The following is a 20,360-nucleotide window of genomic DNA, read 5'->3' on the forward strand; positions in this document are numbered from 1 at the left end:
TTGGACAGTTGGTTCTAAGGGCCTCTCGGACGCGGTGGCCGCGGCATCGCCCCGGGGAGCGGCTGCGGTCCGTTGAACTGCGGCGCGTAGATCACCGGCGGCGGATCGACCGGCTCGTTGGACTGCGCCGGCAGCGGCGTAGACCGCGCCGACCAGGATTGATGGTAGCTTTCGGCCGGCTTGGGCAGGCTGCGATTGGCCGGCGGCTCGATCTCGAGCCGGCCATAGCCCGGCATGCGGCCGAGGCTCGGATAATAATGGCCGACATTCGGCTGGGGATCGATCGGGCGGCCGCCATAGACGGTCGGCACCAGCGACTCGTTGCGGGCGAGCCCCATCGCGCCTTCGACCACGGCGTAGGAGGCGTCGACGCCGTTGATGATGATCGGCACGCCGGGCCGCGAGGGCACGACGATGTCGAAGCCGCCGCCGGCCGACGCCGCCGAGGTCATCGCAGCCAATATCACCAGCGCCAGTCGTCCGCGCATGTTCACCCAGCGTCCCGAATTGTTCCAGGCTCAGCCTAGTCCAATGCCTTGGCGGAAGGGTTAAGGCCGCGGGCCAAACTGCCGGTAAGCCTAATGCGTAAGCATCGGCATCGGCTCAATGCGGCCGCGCCCGCTCAGACATCGTTAACGGCTGCGTCCTCGGTGATCGTCAGGCCAGCACCTCGTCGAACAGGCCTTGCATCGCCGCCCAGGAGCGGCGGTCGGCCCGCGCGTCGTAAAGCGCCGAGCTCATGATCGAGCCGTCAGCGGACGGGTTGGTGAAGCCGTGCAGCACGTTGCCGTAGCTGGTCACCTGCCAGTCGGCGACCTTGCCGGCGCGCATCTCGTTCTCGAAGGCTGCGACCTGTTCGGGCGGCGCCAGCGGGTCGTCGGCCCCGGTCAGCACCAGCACGCTCGCCCTCACCGCACCAGCCGCTGCCGGCTGCGTGGTCGAGAGCACGCCGTGGAAGCTGACGACGGCCTTGAGGTCGGCGCCGTCGCGCGCAAGCTCGAGCGCGACGGTGCCGCCGAAGCAGAAACCGATCGCCGCGCATCTCGTGGCATCGACCTCGGGCAGCGCGGTGAGTGTCGCGAGCGCCGCGCGGGCCCGCGCGCGAAGCCTGGCGGGATTTGTCCGCAAGCCGCCGATCAGCGTCATCGCCTGATCGAGGTTGGCGGCCTGCTGCCGATCGCCGAACATGTCGGCCGCCAGCGCGACATAGCCATGCCCGGCAAGTCTGCGCGCCCGCTCCATCGCGAAATCGCCGAGCCCGAGCCCCTCGTGGAAGACCAGCACGCCGGGACGCCTTGCGCCCGTGTCGCTGACGGCCAGATAACCGCGCAGATGGGCGTCGCCGCCGGCGTAGTCGATGTCGCGTGTGTGCATGCCATTCTCATCAAAAGCGCCATGATCCGGAACGCGTCATGCGCGGACCCCGGCGGAACTTCACACCGGTTTGATCGCGAGGCAAGGCCGCGCAGGAACACGCGCCGGATCGCGAGATTAGCTTCTCACCACGACGAGAGGAGACTTCGCATGACACAGCTCAAGATGCTCGGCGCAGCAGCCCTGCTCGCTTCGGCGCTCGCCGCCCCGGCGATGGCGCAACAGACCATCGGCTCCGCCGCGCGCTGCTCGAATGCCTATCCGGATGCCCGATGCCAGACGATGGCACCAGGCGCCACCGCAACCACCTATCACCACCGCACCACGCGGCGCGACCGCGACTGGCAGGACAGCTACAACCGCTATGACCCCGGCCCGTTCGCGCCGGTCGACGCCGCGGCCGGCGTGGTCGGCGGCGCGGTTGGAACAGCGGCCGCCATCGCCACCGCGCCGTTCGGCGGCCCCGAATACGCCCGCAGCCCGATCGGCGGCGAGGAATATGCGCGGCAGAACGGATTTGTCTGCACCCCCGGCACCTGGTTCCGCGGCAGCGACGGCCTCCGGCATCCCTGCCAGTAGCCGACGCACAGCGCTGACGGCGAGAAGGCGGCCTTCAGGCCGCCTTTCTGCTGCCTGGCGCAGCGCGATCGATGCGAACCTTCCACGGTCCGGGCTTCTGGTTCTGGCTCTGGCCCGCCAAGTCTGCTATGCGAGCCCGCAAATCATTCCCCTTTCGCCGGCTTAGCTCAGCGGTAGAGCAGCAGTTTTGTAAACTGAAGGTCGGGGGTTCAATCCCCTCAGCCGGCACCAGCCTTCGGCTTCTCCGCCGCGCCTCGCCCCAGCGGGCACCCGCCAGCGACAGGATCGTCGGTCACCGGGACGAAAAAAAGCCCGGCTTGAGCCGGGCTTTTTCAATGCGCGGATGATGCTCTAGGCGAGCACTTGCTGCTTGCGGTTTCGGCGATAGGCCAGCGAGCCGACGCCGAAGAACCCGAGGATCATCATTGCCCAGGTCGACGGCTCGGGAACGGCAGCCGTCAGTGCCACGTCGGCGCTGACGTCGAGCTGCGCGCCGGTCCGTTCACGATCGGCGTAGAAGATTTCCAGCGTATTCACGCCGGCGTTTGCGTTGCCTGCGAACGTGACGTCGGTGATCGCGTGAATGCCGGGATTCTGTCCGATCAGGACGCCGTTCAGGTAGACGAAGGCGTCGTCGTCCGAGCCGACCGTGAAGTGGACCGTTCCGGCTGACGACAGCGAGAACGTGCCCTTCAGCACCGCGGTTTCAAACGCGGCGGCATCGTTGGTGCCGGTGCTGTTCGGGGCGTACATCGTGCTGCTGTAAGGCAGCGAGACCGTGCCGGTGCCGGTCTGGATGACCGTTGCCGACGGTGTCCACCACAGCAACTGGCCGGTGGAATGATCATACATCGACACGCCCGGGCTGGACGTGCTGACGACCGGCCGGTCGTTCACCAACCCGCTGCCGATCGCGACATTCGGCGTGCCCGAGCCGCCGAAATCGGGCGCACCGGACCCGTTGTTGAGGACTTCGTAGTAGGTGGCACTCAGCGTGCCGGTCACGGGATCGGCCTTCGCGGCGACCGATACCACGGTCGAAAACAGAGCAGCAACGCCGACGATCAGAAACGTATTTTTCATTGTACTCCCCATTTAAAATATTTGCGTGAGAGGATTTGACGCGCTTTAAACCCCTCCATTTAATTCAATTAATATTACGCGGGTGCGACATTCTGTCAACTCGCGTTAACTATTTTGCAGGCGAGCCTCTCCACACTGACCCGGGCCGTCGCGGATGCGCGCGCCCCGCACCTCGACAGAAATCTCCGCAGAGAATCTTGGCAGGAATCGTGGGGAGATGCCCGTAGGATCACCCATCCTGCGTCTTGTTTCTGTCCTTGCAGGCCAAAACGGACTATGCAGAATGCGGGATGGGACTCTGCCAATGACCTATTTGATCCTTGCCCGTGATGGCACCAGCCAAATCGTGCTGAAGCGCGACAATGAAGACGCGGCCGAGAAGAAGGCGCGCGAGCTGAAGGAGATGGGCTGGTTCGAGGTCGAGGTCCGCGAGGACAAGGCGGGGGACGGCGTCCCGGCCGCGCTGGGTGATCGCTCGCAGATCCTACAGTGAACCTTTGCCCGATGGCCCTTACCCATGTGTAAGGAGCCACCATGTCCGACACAGCACATTACCGCTTCCAGTCCGATCAGGCGCGACGGCTGGCCCGTCAGGTCACCGACGCGATGGTGCGCGAGAAGCTGCTTGAAATGGCCGAGGAGTATGGCCGCTACGCCGACATGATCGAGGCCGGCGTCACCGCGCCAACCATCGCGGAGGCGACGGCCTTGCCGGGCTGAGAACCCTCGCCCGCTCCGATCGCTGCTATGCCTGGCTCACTTGGCACCTGCCCTGGGTGCCTTCGAGTCTGATTCCAACGCTGACTTTCAGCGCGCCGCCAAGACCGCGCGAAAACGCGTCAGGATTTGTCCGGAACATGATGCGCCCTCACGTATTTCCTTTCGCATGAGGACTCGCGAGGCCGACCGCAATATCGCGCTTCTGGGCGCCGCTACGCTGCTGAGCGTGGCCGCCGCCGGAATCGTCGCGCTGCTGGATCCGGGGTCCGCGCCGGCAAGCGCCATGTCCCGGCCGGCCACGAATCGGGCGCCAGCGGACGATCAAATACCGATCCGTATCGTCGGTACCCCGTTCGTCCCAAACACCAATCCTGGCCAACGCTGACCGCCTTCGCGGCCGCTACGTGTCACAATTATGTCACCGCGCCTGCGAAACAGGCGTCTTCGTCAACCATCATGATGGCCGATGCTTGATTCCGCGGAGTTGCTTTGCTGGAATCCGCGCGCTTAGGGTGCGCCATGAAGTGGATGAAGGAACGCGATCTTCTGATCGCGCAGACAATGGCTTTCGTTCAGTCGGTGAAGGGCAAGCTGCCTGACGCCGGGGCGCCGACGTCTGCCCAGACGCCCGCTCAACAAACCACCGCCCCATCGGCCGCGGCACCCCAGCCGGGCCCCGCGCAGCCGACGATCCCGACGGCCGAGACCGAAGCCAGGACCACCTTGGAAGCCAGGACCACTTTGGAAACAACGCCGGTGTCGGGGATCAAGCCTGCCGCCGAGACCCCAAGGATGGTCTCACCTCCCTCGCTTCCGGTACCCACCGTGATCGAGGGCCTGCCGCCGGCGCCGCCGCCCTTGACGGTGACCGTCGTCGAGGTCCCGCCGCCGCCGGCTCAGCTTCCGCAGTTCGCCAAGCTCGATATCCGCGGCGACTTCGGATCCGAAGTGAGGGAGCGGGTTGCCAGCTTCCGCGCGCAGCAGCAGCGCTTCCTGAAGGAGCGCGAGGAATATTGCACGACGACCATGGCCAAGGTCCGTGCGGCGATCCGCGACAACAGCGATTTGCCGCGCTCGGGCAAATAGACGGCTCACTCCCCGATCGTGTCATGCCCGGCTTGCTTGGGCCGCGAGCCGTCGCGTCATGCCGCGCCGATCTTCTCCAGCACCGGCAGCAGGTGTTTGAGAAACTCGCCTGGATTCTCGCTCATCGGAAAATGGCCGAAGCCCTTCATGATGGTGGCCTCGCAACCGGCGATGCTGCTCGCCACCGCCAACGTCTCTTCCGGCGTGCAGGAGTAGTCGTATTCACCTGACAGCAGGAACAGCGGGCAGCGCCTGGTATCGATCTCGGCGACGCGGGCGCGGATGTCGCCGTCGATCTTGTAGAAATAGAGATCGCCTTTGAACACGCCGGGGCCGCCTTGCATGTAGTGCCAAAGCGTTTCCCACCGCTCACTGTCCGGCGCGTCCGGCCCGACCAGCCCCGAGACGATCGCCGCCGCAACCTCGCCGCCATGGACGTCCGGCCGGTGCAGGAAGTTCAGGTCGTAATAGGGATCGACATGCGCACCGGCTTGCAGGCCGATGATGGCGCGGAAACGTTCTGGATGCTCGAGCGCCAGATGCAGCGCGATCCGACCGCCGATCGAGCAGCCGATCACGATCGGCTTGTCGAGCTCGAGCGCGTCGATCACGGAGAGGATCATCGCCGTGTATTGCGCCGAGGTGAGCTGGTACTCCTCGTCGTGCCAACCTTGCGGCGGCGACGACTTGCCGTGCCAGGGCATGTCGAAGGCGATGACGCGATGGTTGCGGGTGACACTGATATCGTTCATCAGGCCGCGATACTGTCGCCCGTCGGCGCCCGCGGTGTGCAGACAGAGCAGCGGCGTGCCCTCGCCGGCCTCCTCGACATAGATGCGGTGCGGCCGGCCCGACAGTTCGAGATGCATGTAGCGGCCGACGATCGGTTCGAATCTGGCGCTCATGCGTGAACTCCCGCGCGGCGCAGCTTGCCGAGCGCCTCCTTGAAGTAGCGCAGGTTCGCCATGAAGACTTGCAGTTCGCCCTCGGCCTTCAGCACACGGCGCTTGATCAGCGCCATCAGGTCGTTGGAGCCCGGCGGCGGCCGCCGCTCGCAGAACTTGTCCCACTCCTCGTCCGAGGTGCGCAGCGCGAACGCCGATGACGGCATCACGAATGGACCCTTGGTCACCGCGACGATCCGGCCCTCATGGATCGCGATCAGCCAGGCGGCCTTGCCGATCTCGAGCAGGAAGGTCGTGGTCAGATAGCGGCCGCGTCGCACCAGACCGGGGTCGCCGTTGACCCGTTCCTTCAGCATCTCGATCATGTCAGCTCCACCCGATGGCGGCTCGCCTGCGCCGGGCGCAGCGTGCGCTTGTTCTGGTGGCATTGAGGGAAGGAATGGAGGGGCCGTCAATTGTCACCGGCGTCGCGCGGCCCCGGCGTTTTCGCCGTGGGTCGCCACGTCAGGAGTTTGACTGAAGCCGAGAGCCTAGAGCCAGGACCAGACCAGCGCCACGTTCGCGGCACAGGCCGCGAGCAGTGCGAGCGCGAGAGCGCAGTGCACGCGTTCATGGGGGGTCTGAAGGATCGCTCTCATGGATTGGAGCATCCGGCGATTCTACCCGGAGAGTCCCGGGGATTCTTTTTTCCCGGGTTTACCAGCCATTAAGGACTCAGGGTTCGCCGGGGAAAGGTCCGAAATGACTCACATTTTCAGATGCTTACCCGGGAATGCGCTCACGGTTCCGTGATTGGAACGGCAATCTCGCAGGAAACCGGGAACGCCGGCCGGCGTTGTCGGTGTTTGGGGGACCGACCGATGCCGTATGCGCTGTTCTATCAGGACGCCAAGCTGAGCAAGGCCTATCCGACCGAGGCCGACGTGTGGAAGCTCGCCAGGAAATCCGGGCTGGTGGTGGATGCCGTCAGCGAGGAGGAGACGGCCGCGCCGCGTCCGGTGCTGGACAACAACTACGAAATCCGGCCCTGCCAGCTCGAGCCGAATGAGGACCCGGTCCAGAACAAGGCCGATGCCGATCGTGAAGCGCGCCAGGAGCCGCGGTTGAATTGAAGACACCGATGGGGCCGGCGCGCGGGTACGGGCCGGAGGCGCGAGTGCGATCGGTGTTGCCCTTACGGCGTCGCCGTTGCCAGCGAGGCCTGTTCGGCGGCCAGCGAGACGCAAATCTTGCGCCGATGCAGACCCCGGATCGCGCCCGTCACCTTCAACACCTTGCCGGCCGCGCAGGACGCGTCCTGAACGAACACGACCTCGTAGGGCGCAAGCGCCAAGGGTTCGGATTTGAGGATGGTCTGGGCAAGACACGGCACGGAGACCGCAGAGAGGATCAGCCCTAACGCAAAGCTACGCATGTTTGTTTGTCCACCAGCCCGGCAACCGCACAATACCGCATCACGATGAAAGTTCCGTGCAATGCAGGAATTATTTTTTGCATTGCACGATCAGGCGTGAATATCGGCTGAATAAGCAAGCGTCGGGCCAACAAAAAAGGCCGACCCGAAGGCCGGCCTTTTCGAATTCGGTAAAGGACGTCGCAATCAGTAGCGGGAGCCCACCGGACCGCCCCAACCGAAGCGGTAGTTGACCCCGAGCTTGACGGTATGCTCGTCGTTCCGGAAGCTCGCGCCGACGATGTCGGCCGGCCCGCCGGTGAAGGTGGTCTTGCCGAAATTGTAATACTGGTACTCGGCCTTCGCCGACCAGTTCGGAGCGAACATGTATTCGAGGCCGGCGCCGACCGTATAGCCGTCCTTGTGGCCGCCATCGGTGGTGAACGCCGCTGGCACGCCGCCGACCGACGCCGTGATGTTGTTGTTGTCGCGCCAGGCATAACCGCCCTTGGCGTAGAGCAGCGCCGGACCCCAGGTGTAGCCGAGGCGGCCGGTCACCGAGCCGATCTGGTCGGTGTTGCCGGTCACGACCGTTCCGGCGGGGAACGTCAGGCCATTGTTCGACGAGCTCGGCAGCCAGGAATACTGCGCCTCGATACCCATCACCCAGTTGGGGGCGAACTGATAGTCGAAGCCACCCTGCACGCCACCCAGGAAGCGCGCATCGCTGCCCATCAGGTTGTTGCCATCGGTGAACGCGCCGCCGACATGGCCGCCGATGTAGAAACCGGTCCAGTTGTAGACCAGCGCCGGGGCGGTATAGGGCGGCGGGGCCTTGGTATAGGTGCGGGCCGGCATGTCAGCCGCGAACGCCGGGCCCGCAAAAGCGGCCAGCGCGACTGTGCCCAGCAAAAACTTCTTCATCTCTGATCCCCGTTACGACGTTGCGCTGTTAAGACAAACAACGTGACCTCAATTGGGTTGCTTTGGGGCAATGCCGCACCTGTGAAGTTTCCGTACTGTGACGGGGTCGCAACAACGCCCGTTTGTTCCTTGGCACGGAAGGTTTTTTCACCGGTTAAGCAACCGCATTTCGGCTGCATATAAGTCGCGGGCGGCTAAGTTGCAGTTCAAGGCTCCCCGAAAAGTGATCGGAGTTCGCTAACGATCCGGTCAGACCTGCCGGTCGGGCACGCTGCGACAGGCCGCCGCGCGTCAGCGCGTCATTTTTTCCAGCTCCGGGAATGCCGCATAGGACGCGCCGGCGCAGGCCTCGGCGGCGTTGTCGAGGATGCGGTCGAGCCGGCCGTCGACGAACAGGACGCCGCGCTCGCGGGCTGGGCGGTAATTGCCATCGGTATCCCTTGCGCTGTAGCGAAGGCAGACCACGTAGCGCAGCCGGCCGCCGACCGTGCGCTGCACCGGCTCGGCGATCCCGGCTTCGCGGACCCCGACCGGATTGTTCAGGTAAGTTCGCATGAAGGCGAGGATCTGGTCGCGGTACCTGTCCGGAAACGGCTGGTTGGCGACGCCGCGATCGTCGGTGAAGGTGGTGGAGCTGCCGCCGTCATCGCTGGTGAGGCAGCCGGCGAGCGGAATCGAGAGCAGCGCGATCGCCGCCAGTTGTGCCAGAATCCGCAAACGTCGTTGTGTCATGAGTCCCCGGCCGTCTGTTTAGACCGCCGCGCGGCCGAAGGGAATTCGCAACTCGGTTATTGCTGCCGGCTCATTCTTTCGCACGCTGGAGCCGCGACGCGGCATCGTCGTCGAGCACATCGCTTCTGATGCTGTCGGCAAATTTGCGCATCAGTCGAACCAACTCCTGCACGTCGCGCATGTCCCAGCCTGTGAAGACGGCATCGGCGAGCCGTTCGCGGGCGGCGTCGACGGCATCCGTCATCGTCTTGCCTTTCGGCGTCACGATCGCCTCGCGGACCCGGCGGTCGCCGGCGCCGGCCTGGCGTGCGACGAGGCCGAGGTTTTCCAGCTTGGCAATCTGCCGGCTGACGGTGGTGTAGTCGCGTCCGACGCGGTCGGCCAACTCGACCACCCCGATTGGACCGCGCCGTTCGATCACGACCAGCAGCGGAAACAGCGCCCGCTCCAGCGAAATGCCGGCCTCGCGAACCATCTGCTCGTCGCGCTGCGGCCGGTTCATCACCCCGACGATGTCGATCAGGGCCTCATGCAGAGCCCGTACCGTTTCACGATTATGTGTATTTTGCACCCTTTTCGTTGACGACATCCAGGCCCTCCAATTATGTGCATACTACACATATGGAGAGGACCATGACACAGGAATTCGCAGCTGACGTTCTGATCATCGGCGCGGGCGCCGCCGGCCTGACGCTGGCAATCGAGCTGGCGAGGCGGGGGATTCGCTTCCGCCTGATCGAGCGGATGGATGCCCCCTTTCACGGCTCGCGCGGCAAGGGCATCCAGCCCCGGACCCTGGAAATCTTCGAAGATCTCGGCATTGTCGACCGCATTGTCGCGGCCGGCGGTCCCTACCCGCCGCAGCGCGAGCACCATGCGGACGGCGGCTTCACCGACAGCGAGATGATAGAGCGTAGCGATCCGACGCCGACCGAGCCCTACCAGGTTCCGCTGATGATCCCGCAATTCCTCACCGAGGGCGTGATGCGCGAGCGGCTGCGCGAGCTTGGCCACCAGGTTGAATTCGGCTGCGAGCTGACCGGCTTCACACCGGATGAGGGCGGCGTGACGGCGGTTCTAGCCCGCGATGGCGCCGAGGAGACGATCCGCGTGCGCTACCTGATCGGCGCCGATGGCGGTCGCAGTTTCGTGCGTCATGCGCTCGATATCGGTTTCCCCGGCAAGACGCTCGGCGTGCGGGCGGTGGTGGCCGATCTCGCCTTGAGCGGTCTCGAACGCGATGCCTGGCACCGCTTCCATGAGGGTTCGATGGAGCGCCAGATCGCGCTGTGCCCACTTGCCGGCACCGAGCTGTTCCAGTTGCAGGCGCCCGTCCCGCTCGAGGGCGATGTCGACCTTTCGGCCGAGGGACTTGCCCGAATGATCGCAGCGCGCAGCGGCCGCAACGACATCCGGATTGACGCTGTGGCGTGGGCGTCGGCCTACACCATGAACGCAAGGCTCGCCGATCGCTATCGGATCGGCCGTGCATTCCTGGTCGGCGATGCTGCACACATTCATCCGCCGACCGGTGGCCAAGGCCTCAACACCAGCGTGCAGGATTCCTACAATCTCGGCTGGAAGCTGGCCGCCGTGATCGCCGGCGCACCGGATACGTTACTAGATAGCTATGAAGCGGAGCGGCGTCCGATCGCGGCCGGAATGCTCGGCCTGTCGACCAAGCTGCTCGACGCCAACAAACGCGGCGACATGCGGCGCGGCCGTGAAGTGCATCAGCTCGACCTCAGCTATGGCGGATCCCCGCTCGCACTGGAGCTGCCTGAACGTCCCGGCGGCCTGCTCGCGGGAGACCGTGCCCCCGACGCGCAGTTGCGCGGCGCCGCCGGTCAGCCGAAGCAGCTGTTCCAGCTCTTCAAGGGGCCGCACTGGACGCTGATCGGTCACGAGGTGGCGCGTGATGCGGTCGCGCCCCGCCCTCACCTGCGCATCCACACCACCGGACCGCGCGGCGACATCGTGGACGATGCCGGCGCGTTGCGCAAAGCCTATCAGCTTGACGCCGGCGACTGGGTGCTGGTGCGGCCCGACGGCTATGTCGGCGCGATCGTCGGTTCGGAAGCGCTCGACACGCTGGAGGACTATCTGCGGCGTGTCGGCCTTAATTAGCACGCTCCCTGCAAGGGACTGAACGCACTCCGGCCCGCCGCCATTGGGGAAGCAATGGACAGGCGGGCCGGTTCTGCATCCTGAGGGCGCAGCGGGGCAATGTGGATCGAACGACGCCCTCCGGATCAGGTTCAGTCGCGCTCGATCAGCCGCGCTTGGCCGGCACGACGTGCTTGGTCGCGACCTTGGCCGAGACGTGCTTGGAGACGTGCTTCGGCGCCTTCACCTTCAACATGCCCATGTGCTTGTGGTGGCGGTGATGGCGATAGTGCTTGTGGTGATGGCGGCCCATCTTGGCATTGGCGTTGCGCACCTTCGACGGCAGCTGCTCGCTCTTGATCACCGGAGCGGCCTTGGTCGCCGGGGCAGTCGTGGTCACCGGCGCGGGCGTTGTGGTCTTGCCGGCCTCGGTGGCGAACGCCGGCGCTGCGATCACGGACATGGCGAGCAGCGCGGCGGAAATGGTCTTCAGCATGGTGGTCCTCCTCGTCGGGATCGAGAGGTCTCCGGCCGGATGGTCGGCCTCACCGATCAATGCACGTGACCTTATGGGCCGGGCACTGAACCCGTTCTGAAGGGGGCTGACGGAATTCATTCATGTGAATGACATCTCTGTCATGTTGCCCAGCCCGCCACGGCTGGCACGGCATCACGCAATCGTGGGGTTGGCCGGGAATGTTCTGCACCCCCGGGTGTTCAAGTCAGCAGGCTTGGGTGTACGATTGCCGAGCACGATCAGGAACGATCAGGAGCAACCAGGAATGAGCAAGACGACAAAGTTTGTGGGCCTCGCAGTGCTCTCGATGACGCTTGTCGCCGGGCCGGTGATCTCGGCCTACGCCGCGGGCAGCGACAATCCCTCGCCGCCGGCCTCCGACAGCGGCAAGGGCAAGAAGTCGACCAAGAAGGACAAGAGCTCCGCGATCGACGATCAAAAGTTCCTGGCCGGCTATCACGCCGCCTACGCCACGATCTACGACAAGCACGACTATGCCGCCGCGATCGAGCAGCTCAAGGCGCTCGGCCAGGACGACCGTGCCGACGTCGCCAATTTGATCGGCTACTCCTATCGCAAGCTCGGCGACTACAAGGTCTCGCAGATCTGGTACGAGCGCGCGCTGAAGGCTGACCCGGCCCATGTGCGGACCTGGCAGTATTACGGCCTCTGGCAGGTCGAGCAGGGCAACCGCGACCAGGCGCAATACCATCTCAACCGCATCGCCCAGCTCGCCGGCACCAACAGCGAGGAATACCGCTCGCTCGCCGCCGCGCTTGAGAAGCCGCCCGGCACCGGGCTGGCCTACTGAGCCCAACGCTCTGACGCATGAGCCGGCGCTGGTCGTCACGACCGCGCCGGCTTTTTTGCTGGCGAGCGCAGCGGCTACGGGCGCTGCAACCCGGCGGTCCGTGCCGCATAGGCATCGAGCACGTCGTCGGCACTGTAGGCCGGACGCGCCGCGAATTCATCACGCAGGCCGAGCCGCGCCGACGTCCTGAGCCGTGCGGCGGTGGCCTCGGTCATGATCGGCTGCAAGCCGATCTCGCGCAGCCCCTCCGCAACGCCGTCCATTTCGACCGCGCGTCGCTCGGCGTGCAGCACATCGGTGCGCACGCACATGTCGACGAATTTGCTGTAGCGCGTCGCATCCATCGGCTCGCAGATGCCGCGCAGCGCCTCGCCGCGCACGCCCGCCAGCGAGGCGGCGGTGAGCGCCTCGACGATCAGCGCCTCCATGCCCTTGGTCACCACGCTGCGAAGCATCTTCACCGCGGCTGCGGTGCCCGCGTCGGGGCCGGCGTGCTCGATCGCAAAGCCGAGCGGCGCAAACAAACCGGCGAAGCGCTCGGCGCCATCGCCCGAGCAGTATAGCGGCACCGCCGCGCCATAGATGCTGACCGCGCCCATCAGGTTGGCGTCGACGAAGGCACCGCCGTTGGCCAGCACGGCATCCGCTGTCAGCCGCTTGGCCTTGGGCGTCGAGGCGTTGATGTCGATCACCAGCATCCCCGGCCGGACCAACGCGGCAATCGATTGGCCGACCGGCATGGCGGTCGCGACCACGACCGCGGAGAACACTATGTCGGCGCGCGTCATCAGCTCGCGCAGGCTGTCCACCAGCTCGACGCCGTGCGCGGCGGCGATACTCCGGAACGCTTCCGAATACGGTGGACGATTGGTCGTTCCCTCGCAAAACACCAGCGGTGGTGGAACACCCTTCCCCGCCAGATGTGCCGCGAAGCACCGGGCCGCTTCTCCGAAGCCGACAAAGCCGATTGTCTTTTGGGTCATGGCAACCCCACGCGTCACGCGATCGCTCAGCCGGTGCGAAGCAAGAACCATGCCCGACACCTTCCCACGAATCGCCACACCGTCATGAGGTCGCGGTGATCTCGAACACCGGCCGGCGGCGGCCGAGGATGGCGAGCAGCACCAGGGCGCAGACCGAGCAGGCGATCGCGAGCTCGAGCACGGCGTTGCCGCCGAACCGTGTCAGCAGATAGGCGAGCGTCGGCGGCGACGCCGCCGAGATCAGGTTCAACGGCAGCGCGATATGGGACGAGGCCTTGGCGAATTCGCTCTTGTCGTAGAACGCCAGCGGGATGGTCGCGCGCGCAACCGCGAGCGCGCCGCTGCCGAGACCGTAGATCAGGATGAAGGCCGCAATCGCCCAGTGGCTGCCGTGGCCGGCGATCAGAATCAGCATCGCGACCGGCAGCAGTGCGCCGGCGACCAGTCCCGTGCTGATACCGTCCCAGCGGCCGCCGCCGAGGAAATCGATCGCGCGCGCCGAGACCTGCACGATGCCGAGCATCGAGCCGAACGCGATCGCCTCCGGCGCCGACAATCCCTGCGCCTTCAGAAGTTCCACCAGTACCGCACTGAAGCCGAAGCTGACGAACGCGTTCAGCGCGATCGCCGCGACCACAAGGAAAAACGTGCTTCTGGCCGGCGGCGGCGCGGCCGACCGGTGCGATGACGGCGCGGCTTCGGCGTCATCGACCGCACGGCGCGGCAGCCCGAACGTGTAGAGCGGCAGGCAGACCAAAATCATCGTCGCGGCATAGACCAGACAGGTGCCGTGCCAGCCGATCGCCGCGGTGAGAAACCCTGTCGTCGGCCAGAAGATGCTGCTGGACAATCCGGTGACCAGCATCAGCGCGCCGATCGCGCCCTTCGCGTTCCGCCCGGCCACCTCGTTCAGCATGATGTAGGCGGCCGTGCTCAGCGCCGCGCTGCCGGCGGCGCCGAGGATCGCCCAGGCGGTGAAGTACAACACCACCTCGCGGGCACAGGCCAGCACGACGAAGCCGAGCGCGGCGACGGCGCTGCCGATCATCATGACGCGCCGCGCGCCGACCCGCCGGAACGGCCCGGCGAGCAGCGGCCCGCACAGGCCCATGGTCACATAGAAAACCGAGGTGCCGGCAAACACCATGGGGAGCGGGATCCGCAGATCGGCCGCGATCTGGTGGCCGGCGATGGCCGGCAGGCCGAGGGTGCCCCACCCGAACACCTGGGCGACGGCAAGGACGAGGAGAACGCCGGCGAGTTGCCTGTCCATGCCAAGGACCCGTGCCCGGTCCGCCATCGTCATTCCCACCACCGCATTTCGACCCAAAAGGCCGGGTTAGCCGAACTGGCGTGACGGTATCATGACTGCGGCGGTCCGGCCGGGCACAGGCCGGCCAGCATCCCCAGGGATTACGGATAATGAGGGATTACGGATAATGCTCGAGACGCCGGTCGGGCTTCTGCCGATGGCTCGCACCCACCGTGTTTCCGGGCGTTGCCGGGTCCGGCCTGCCCGCACGCGCCGCCGTCCCGTCCGGCTGACCGCTGTCGCCGGTCGTCTTGCCGGCGTTCGGCGCCTGGCCGGTGGTGGTGACATTGGCGGCGGTCTGCCCGGCCCCGGCCGAACCGGTCGATGGACCGGAGCTCTGCGCCAACACGGTCCCCGACAGCACCAGAGCCGCCATCAGTATTGCCGCGTTGACTGTCATGGAGGGCCCTTCTGCGCGCGAATGATGCACAGCAACGCGCCAGTGCCGATCGCGTTCCAACGCCGCCGCGGCAGAGTTAACCCCAACGACCGCTTCCGCAGGGGCCCGTCCGCGAAGGAGCGACCATATCGGGCAACGCTGGCAGGGCCCCGATCCGGGCTTACCTAGGCAACATGCAACGCATCTCCACCCTGACCTGCCCGGCTTGCGGCTTCGCCAAGACCGAGACCATGCCGACCGACGCCTGCCAGTTCTTCTACGACTGCGTGGGCTGCGGCATCCGCCTCAAGCCGAAGCCCGGCGATTGCTGCGTGTTCTGCTCCTACGGCTCCGTGCCGTGCCCTCCCGTCCAGGCGGACGGAAAATGCTGCGGTGATGCCGCATGTAGCGGCCAATGAGAACCTGACCGGCCGGTGACCGCACTGCCCTTCACGATGGCGAAGATCGCGGGGATCACGATCAGCGTCAGCAAGGTCGACGAGATCATCCCGCCGATCATCGGCACCGCGATGCGCTGCATGATCTCGGAGCCGGTGCCGGTGCTCCACAGGATCGGCAGCAGCCCGGCCATGATCGCAACCACCGTCATCATCTTGGGCCGGACGCGCTCGACCGCGCCCGCGATGATCGCGCGGTGCAGATCGTCGCGGCCGACCGCCCGTCCCTCGGCGGCGCAGCGCGCCCTCGCCTCGTCCAGCGCATGGTTGAGATAGATCAGCATCACGACGCCGGTCTCGGCGGCAACGCCGGCAAGCGCAATGAAGCCAACCGCGACCGCGACCGACAGGTTGAAGCCGAGCGCCCACATCAGCCAGAGGCCGCCGACCAGCGCGAACGGCAGCGACAGCATCACGATCATGGTCTCCGCCACCGAGCGGAAGTTGAGGTAGAGCAGCAGGAATATGATCGCGAGCGTCACCGGCACCACGATCTTGAGTCGGGCGGCGGCGCGCTCGAGATATTCGTAGCTCCCGCTCCACACCACATAGGTGCCGGGCGGGAACTGGACAGCGGCCTGCACCGCGCGCTGCGCATCCGCGACGTAGCCGCCGAGGTCGCGCTCACGGATGTCGACATAGATGTAGGTCGCAAGCTGCCCGTTCTCGGTGCGGATCGAGCTCGGCCCGCGCGCGGGCTTGACGTCAGCGACTTCGCCAAGCGGCACCGCACCGCCGGCCGGCATCGACACCAGCACGTCGCTGGCGATTGCGCCGGGATTGTCGCGTAGATCGCGCGGATAGCGCATGTTGACCGTGAAGCGCTGCCGCCCCTCCACCGTCGTGGTGACGGTCTGGCCGCCGAGCGCGGTCGCGATCGTGTCCTGAACGTCCTGCACCGCGATGCCGTAGCGCGCCAGCGCCTCGCGGTTCGGCGCGATCTCGAGATAGTAGCCGCCAAGGCTGCGCTCGGCATAGGCCGACGAGGTGCCCGGCACGGTCTTGAGCACCTGCTCGACCTGCCGCGCGAGCTGGTCGATCGTGCCGAGGTCGGGGCCGATCACCTTGACGCCGACCGGCGTGCGGATACCGGTCGAAAGCATGTCGATGCGCGCCTTGATCGGCATGGTCCAGGCATTGGAGACGCCGGGGAATTGCAACGCCTTGTCCATCTCGGCGATCAGGCCGTCGAGGGTGAGGCCCTTGCGCCATTCTTGCTTCGGCCTGAGGTTGACGATGGTCTCGAACATCTCGGACGGTGCCGGATCGGTCGCGGTCGCGGCGCGCCCGGCCTTGCCATAGACCGAGGCGACCTCCGGAAAGCTTTTGATGATGCGGTTCTGCATCTGCATTAGTTCGGATGCCTTGGTCACCGAGATGCCCGGCAGCGTGGTCGGCATATAGAGCAGCGTGCCCTCGTTGAGATCGGGCATGAACTCGGTGCCGAGCTGCCGCGCCGGCCAGATCGAGACCGCGAGCGCGCCGAGCGCCAGCAGGATCACCAGCGTCTTGGCCCGCAACACGCCGTTGATGACCGGACGGTAGATCCAGATCAGGAAGCGGTTGATCGGATTCTTGTGCTCGGGGATGATCCTGCCACGGACGAAGATCACCATCAGCGCCGGCACCAGCGTCACCGACAGCAGCGCGGCCGCCGCCATCGCAAACGTCTTGGTGAAGGCGAGCGGCGAGAACAGCCGGCCTTCCTGCGATTCCAGCGTGAAGATCGGCATGAACGACACGGTGATGATCAGCAGGCTGAAGAACAGCGCCGGCCCGACTTCGGCCGCGGCCTCGATCAGGATCGACACCCGCGACTGGCCGGGCTTGGCGCGCTCCAGATGCTTGTGCGCGTTCTCGATCATCACGATCGCGGCGTCGATCATGGCGCCGATCGCGATCGCGATGCCGCCGAGGCTCATGATGTTGGAGCCGATTCCGAGCAGCTTCATCGCGCCGAATGCCATCAGCACGCCGACCGGCAGCATCAGGATCGCCACCAGCGCGCTGCGGACATGCAGCAGGAACACGATGCACACCAGTGCGACCACCACGCTCTCCTCGAGCAGCGTGCGCTTCAGCGTGTCGATCGCCGCATAGATCAGGTTGGAGCGGTCATAGACCGGCACGATCTCGACCGATTTCGGCAGGCTGGTCGCGATCTCCTTGAATCGCTTCTTGACGTTCTCGATCACGTCGAGCGCGTTCACGCCGAAGCGTTGCAGCACGATGCCGCTGGCCACCTCGCCCTCGCCGTTCAGTTCGGCGATGCCGCGCCGCTCGTCCGGACCAAGCTCGACGCGGGCGACGTCGCGCAGCAGCACCGGCGTGCCGTTGTCGGTCTTCAGCACGACATTGCCGAGGTCGTTGATGTCCCTGAGATAGCCCTTGCCGCGAATAACGTACTCGAATTCGGACAGCTCGACGGTGCGGCCGCCGACATCGGCGTTGCTGGCGCGGATCGCATCGCGCATCCGCTGCATGGTGATGCCGCGGTCGCGCATCCGCTGCGGGTCGAGGACCACGTTGTACTGCTTGACGAAGCCGCCGACGCTTGCGACCTCGGCGACGCCCTCCGCCTTGGCCAGCGCGAACTTCAGGTTCCAGTCCTGGATCGTGCGGGTGTCGGCGAGATTGAGCTGCTTCGACATCACGGAATATTGGTAGACCCAGCCGACCCCGGTCGCATCGGGGCCGATGGTCGGCGACACCCCGGCCGGCAGCCGCGACGCCGCGCCGTTGAGGAATTCGAGCACGCGCGAGCGCGCCCAGTAGAGGTCCGTGCCGTCCTCGAAGATGACGTAGACGAACGACACGCCAAAGAACGAGAAGCCGCGCACGACCTTGGATTTCGGCACCGTCAGCATCGCCGTGGTCAGGGGATAGGTGACCTGGTCCTCGATCACCTGCGGTGCTTGCCCCGGATATTCGGTGTAGACGATGACCTGGGTGTCCGAGAGATCGGGGATGGCATCGAGCGGCAAATGCAGCAGCGCATAGAGCCCCGCGGCCGCCGCGAAGCCGGTGCCGAACAGCACCAGCAGCAGATTGCGCGCCGACCAGGTGATGACGCGGGCGATCATGGCCTGCCTCCATCCATCATCTCGCTTCCGCCCGCCGCCTGCTTGCCGCCGGCCTCGGCAAAGCCCTTGATCGCGGCCTTCAGATTGCTTTCGGCATCGATCAGGAAGGTCGCCGAGGTCACCACTGCGTCGCCCTCGGCAACACCGTCGCGGATCTCGACATAGCCGTCGCCGCGCCGGCCGAGCTTGACCTCGCGCGGCTCGAACCGCCCGTTGCCGCGGTCAAGCAGCACGGTCTGCCGGCTGCCGGTGTCGAGGATGGAATTATCGGCAACCGTCAGCACCGGCGCCGCGCTGCCGGTGTCGATCTCGGCATCGACATACATGTCCGGAAGCAGCGCGAGATCGGCGTTCTCCAATTCGATCCGCACCCGCGCGGTGCGCGTCTCCTTGTTGACCTGCGGATAGATCATGCTGATCTTCCCCGCGAACGCACGGCCGGGATAGCTGCGCGCCCGCACCATGACCTGCTGCCCGACCACGATGTTGCCGAGGTCGCGCTCGGCGACGTCGAGCAGCGCCCACACGACGGAGACGTCGGCGATCCGGAACAGCACGTCACCTGGCTGCGCACGCATGCCCTCGATCGCAGCGCGCTGCAACACGATGCCGTCGCGCGGCGACGACCACGGAATTGCGATCGGCACCGTGCGGCTCTTCTCCATCTCGGCAATGACGGCCTCGGGGACGTCGAGATTGGTCAACCGCTGCTTGGAGCCTCGTCCGTAAGGCTCGATACCTGCGGTCGCCTTCGACGTGATGGTCGCGACATATTCGGCCGCGGCGGACGATATCGCCGGGCTATAGACCTCCATCAGCGGCTGCCCCTTGGTCACCCGGCTGCCGGTGGTGACGTCGGCCACCTTCTGCACATAGCTCTCGGCGCGCATCGCGATCACCGAGACGCGCCGTTCGTCGAGCTGGATCGTGCCGGGCGCGCCGACCAGGGTACGGATGCGCCGCATCTCGGCCGGCTCCGACTTGACGCCGGTGCGCTGGACCTTGCCGGGCGACAGCGTGATCGAACCATCGTCGCTGTCCTCGCCGTCATAGACCGGGATGTAGTCCATCCCCATGGAATCCTTCTTCGGCACCGGCGAGGTGTCGGCAAGTCCCATCGGGTTGCGATAATATTTGACCTTGCGATCGCTGGGCGCGGCCGCAGCTTTCGGCTGCGCGGGCTCGCCCGAATGCGCGTCAGCCTCGGGAAAAACCGGCAAGTAGTCGCGCCCGTCGGGCGTCTGCTTCGGCGTCGCCGAGTAGAGCGGCTTGCCGTCGGGATCGCGGTAATAGATCGGCGCAGCACTCTCTGCTGCGCGCGCAGCGGAGACGATGGCAGTGATCGCGAGGCGCGGCGGCAAACCGCGAAGGTTCCATGCGACGCCGGCCGCTGCGACGATCGCAGCGGCAGCACCGGCCCAAACGAGACGCCTCATTGCTCGGCCGTGACGACGAGCTTGTTTTCAACCGAGCCGGTCTCGCCCTGCACCTTGGCGCCGAGCGATAATTGCCAGCGGCCGGCCATGCCGAAGGTCGCCTTGAGCCGGTAGGTGCCGGGTTCGGTCGACGGCATCGGCGTCACCTTGGTGGCCATCTCCTGCATGCCGTCGGGCGCCATGTCGAGCCGGGTCGAGAAGATGATCGCATCTGGAACGGATTTTCCGGTGCTCTTGTCGAGCAGCCGTACCGTAACGACACGATCGGCCCCGGCCTTGACGGTCGGCTGCACGAGCTGGAATTCGTAGTTCTTGATCTCGGCATGAGCGGGCGCGTGGGCCAGGGCAACGCCGATCAGCGCGGCCGCAGCGGCGCGCGCGAGGTGGAGAGACTTCATGGGTGATGATCCTCGATAGGTCTGATGAACCGCGTGAACGGCATGCAAGGCGCGCGCACCGTCAGGCGCACGCGTCAGCGA

General features: G+C 65.8%; 24 protein-coding genes and 1 tRNA gene. 9 read left to right on the forward strand and 16 right to left on the reverse strand.

What is annotated here, in order from left to right:
* Positions 1-14: 14 nt before the first annotated feature.
* Together CWS35_RS29420 and CWS35_RS29425 are read right to left on the reverse strand one after the other, a co-directional pair.
* A complete protein-coding gene (locus tag CWS35_RS29420; RefSeq protein ID WP_024582390.1) occupies positions 15-488 on the reverse strand; it encodes a hypothetical protein in 474 nt (157 codons plus the stop codon).
* 169 nt (positions 489-657) lie between these two features.
* Positions 658-1,374, reverse strand: a complete 717-nt coding sequence (locus CWS35_RS29425; protein ID WP_100955091.1) for a dienelactone hydrolase family protein — start codon at positions 1,372-1,374, stop codon at positions 658-660.
* Positions 1,375-1,524: 150 nt separating this feature from the next.
* Between CWS35_RS29425 and CWS35_RS29430 the strand changes: the two genes are divergently transcribed.
* Positions 1,525-1,953 carry a hypothetical protein gene (locus tag CWS35_RS29430; RefSeq protein ID WP_100955092.1) on the forward strand — a complete coding sequence of 143 codons (429 nt, stop codon included), beginning with the start codon at positions 1,525-1,527 and terminating at the stop codon, positions 1,951-1,953.
* 156 nt (positions 1,954-2,109) lie between these two features.
* Positions 2,110-2,184 (forward strand) — tRNA-Thr (locus CWS35_RS29435).
* Positions 2,185-2,304: 120 nt separating this feature from the next.
* Here the strand turns inward: CWS35_RS29435 and CWS35_RS29440 are convergent.
* Positions 2,305-3,036, reverse strand: coding sequence for a PEPxxWA-CTERM sorting domain-containing protein (locus CWS35_RS29440; RefSeq protein WP_157817276.1), 732 nt, complete (start codon positions 3,034-3,036; stop codon positions 2,305-2,307).
* A gap of 304 nt (positions 3,037-3,340) precedes the next feature.
* Between CWS35_RS29440 and CWS35_RS29445 the strand changes: the two genes are divergently transcribed.
* The 3 genes from CWS35_RS29445 to CWS35_RS29460 all read left to right on the forward strand — a co-directional run bounded on the left by CWS35_RS29445 (position 3,341) and on the right by CWS35_RS29460 (position 4,842).
* Positions 3,341-3,529 (forward strand): hypothetical protein, encoded by a 189-nt coding sequence (locus CWS35_RS29445; RefSeq protein ID WP_024582394.1) that lies wholly within the window; start codon positions 3,341-3,343, stop codon positions 3,527-3,529.
* A gap of 41 nt (positions 3,530-3,570) precedes the next feature.
* Complete coding sequence (locus CWS35_RS29450; RefSeq protein ID WP_024582395.1) at positions 3,571-3,756, forward strand: hypothetical protein; 186 nt, start codon at positions 3,571-3,573, stop codon at positions 3,754-3,756.
* A gap of 519 nt (positions 3,757-4,275) precedes the next feature.
* On the forward strand, positions 4,276-4,842 hold the full coding sequence (locus CWS35_RS29460; protein ID WP_100955095.1) for a hypothetical protein: 567 nt from the start codon (positions 4,276-4,278) through the stop codon (positions 4,840-4,842).
* A 56-nt stretch (positions 4,843-4,898) separates the two neighbouring features.
* On the opposite strand, the gene CWS35_RS29465 is transcribed toward CWS35_RS29460, so the two are convergent.
* Entirely contained in the window at positions 4,899-5,747 is an 849-nt protein-coding gene (locus CWS35_RS29465) for an alpha/beta fold hydrolase (RefSeq protein ID WP_100955096.1), read from the reverse strand.
* Positions 5,744-6,112 (reverse strand): hypothetical protein, encoded by a 369-nt coding sequence (locus CWS35_RS29470; protein ID WP_245438734.1) that lies wholly within the window; start codon positions 6,110-6,112, stop codon positions 5,744-5,746. The genes CWS35_RS29465 and CWS35_RS29470 overlap by 4 nt, the downstream gene beginning before the upstream one ends.
* 495 nt (positions 6,113-6,607) lie before the next feature.
* On the opposite strand from CWS35_RS29470, the gene CWS35_RS29475 reads away from it, so the two are divergent.
* Complete coding sequence (locus CWS35_RS29475; RefSeq protein ID WP_024582400.1) at positions 6,608-6,859, forward strand: hypothetical protein; 252 nt, start codon at positions 6,608-6,610, stop codon at positions 6,857-6,859.
* A gap of 62 nt (positions 6,860-6,921) precedes the next feature.
* On the opposite strand, the gene CWS35_RS29480 is transcribed toward CWS35_RS29475, so the two are convergent.
* The 4 genes from CWS35_RS29480 to CWS35_RS29495 all read right to left on the reverse strand — a co-directional run bounded on the left by CWS35_RS29480 (position 6,922) and on the right by CWS35_RS29495 (position 9,385).
* A complete protein-coding gene (locus CWS35_RS29480; RefSeq protein ID WP_024582401.1) occupies positions 6,922-7,161 on the reverse strand; it encodes a DUF6719 family protein in 240 nt (79 codons plus the stop codon).
* A gap of 186 nt (positions 7,162-7,347) precedes the next feature.
* Positions 7,348-8,064 (reverse strand): outer membrane protein, encoded by a 717-nt coding sequence (locus CWS35_RS29485; protein ID WP_024582402.1) that lies wholly within the window; start codon positions 8,062-8,064, stop codon positions 7,348-7,350.
* Positions 8,065-8,355: 291 nt separating this feature from the next.
* Positions 8,356-8,796 (reverse strand): hypothetical protein, encoded by a 441-nt coding sequence (locus CWS35_RS29490; protein ID WP_244442243.1) that lies wholly within the window; start codon positions 8,794-8,796, stop codon positions 8,356-8,358.
* A gap of 70 nt (positions 8,797-8,866) precedes the next feature.
* The gene (locus CWS35_RS29495; RefSeq protein ID WP_024582404.1) at positions 8,867-9,385 is read right to left on the reverse strand and encodes a MarR family winged helix-turn-helix transcriptional regulator; all 519 of its coding nucleotides are present in this window, start codon (positions 9,383-9,385) and stop codon (positions 8,867-8,869) included.
* A gap of 44 nt (positions 9,386-9,429) precedes the next feature.
* Here CWS35_RS29495 and CWS35_RS29500 point away from each other — a divergent pair, with 44 nt between their 5' ends.
* Positions 9,430-10,923 carry an FAD-dependent oxidoreductase gene (locus CWS35_RS29500; RefSeq protein ID WP_100956776.1) on the forward strand — a complete coding sequence of 498 codons (1,494 nt, stop codon included), beginning with the start codon at positions 9,430-9,432 and terminating at the stop codon, positions 10,921-10,923.
* Positions 10,924-11,068: 145 nt separating this feature from the next.
* Here CWS35_RS29500 and CWS35_RS29505 read toward each other — a convergent pair whose 3' ends face one another.
* The gene (locus tag CWS35_RS29505; protein ID WP_024582406.1) at positions 11,069-11,398 is read right to left on the reverse strand and encodes a His-rich protein BRANT; all 330 of its coding nucleotides are present in this window, start codon (positions 11,396-11,398) and stop codon (positions 11,069-11,071) included.
* A 286-nt stretch (positions 11,399-11,684) separates the two neighbouring features.
* Here CWS35_RS29505 and CWS35_RS29510 point away from each other — a divergent pair, with 286 nt between their 5' ends.
* Entirely contained in the window at positions 11,685-12,230 is a 546-nt protein-coding gene (locus CWS35_RS29510; RefSeq protein WP_100955097.1) for a lipopolysaccharide assembly protein LapB, read from the forward strand.
* 74 nt (positions 12,231-12,304) lie between these two features.
* Here the strand turns inward: CWS35_RS29510 and CWS35_RS29515 are convergent, their stop codons facing one another.
* The 3 genes from CWS35_RS29515 to CWS35_RS29525 all read right to left on the reverse strand — a co-directional run bounded on the left by CWS35_RS29515 (position 12,305) and on the right by CWS35_RS29525 (position 14,925).
* A complete protein-coding gene (locus tag CWS35_RS29515) occupies positions 12,305-13,213 on the reverse strand; it encodes an NAD(P)-dependent oxidoreductase (RefSeq protein ID WP_100955098.1) in 909 nt (302 codons plus the stop codon).
* Positions 13,214-13,295: 82 nt separating this feature from the next.
* Positions 13,296-14,519 carry an MFS transporter gene (locus tag CWS35_RS29520; protein WP_245438735.1) on the reverse strand — a complete coding sequence of 408 codons (1,224 nt, stop codon included), beginning with the start codon at positions 14,517-14,519 and terminating at the stop codon, positions 13,296-13,298.
* A gap of 124 nt (positions 14,520-14,643) precedes the next feature.
* On the reverse strand, positions 14,644-14,925 hold the full coding sequence (locus CWS35_RS29525) for a hypothetical protein (protein WP_145987224.1): 282 nt from the start codon (positions 14,923-14,925) through the stop codon (positions 14,644-14,646).
* Positions 14,926-15,098: 173 nt separating this feature from the next.
* On the opposite strand from CWS35_RS29525, the gene CWS35_RS40200 reads away from it, so the two are divergent.
* On the forward strand, positions 15,099-15,323 hold the full coding sequence (locus tag CWS35_RS40200) for a GDCCVxC domain-containing (seleno)protein (protein ID WP_080891154.1): 225 nt from the start codon (positions 15,099-15,101) through the stop codon (positions 15,321-15,323).
* Here CWS35_RS40200 and CWS35_RS29535 read toward each other — a convergent pair.
* From CWS35_RS29535 to CWS35_RS29545, 3 genes are read right to left on the reverse strand one after another with little or no spacing between them, the layout of a single operon-like run.
* The gene (locus CWS35_RS29535; RefSeq protein WP_245438736.1) at positions 15,248-18,445 is read right to left on the reverse strand and encodes an efflux RND transporter permease subunit; all 3,198 of its coding nucleotides are present in this window, start codon (positions 18,443-18,445) and stop codon (positions 15,248-15,250) included. The genes CWS35_RS40200 and CWS35_RS29535 overlap by 76 nt on opposite strands.
* A complete protein-coding gene (locus tag CWS35_RS29540; RefSeq protein WP_100955099.1) occupies positions 18,442-19,881 on the reverse strand; it encodes an efflux RND transporter periplasmic adaptor subunit in 1,440 nt (479 codons plus the stop codon). The genes CWS35_RS29535 and CWS35_RS29540 overlap by 4 nt, the downstream gene beginning before the upstream one ends.
* Positions 19,878-20,279 carry a FixH family protein gene (locus CWS35_RS29545; protein WP_100955100.1) on the reverse strand — a complete coding sequence of 134 codons (402 nt, stop codon included), beginning with the start codon at positions 20,277-20,279 and terminating at the stop codon, positions 19,878-19,880. The genes CWS35_RS29540 and CWS35_RS29545 overlap by 4 nt, the downstream gene beginning before the upstream one ends.
* Positions 20,280-20,360 lie beyond the last annotated feature (81 nt).

The organism is Bradyrhizobium sp. SK17 (assembly GCF_002831585.1).
Lineage (GTDB): Bacteria > Pseudomonadota > Alphaproteobacteria > Rhizobiales > Xanthobacteraceae > Bradyrhizobium.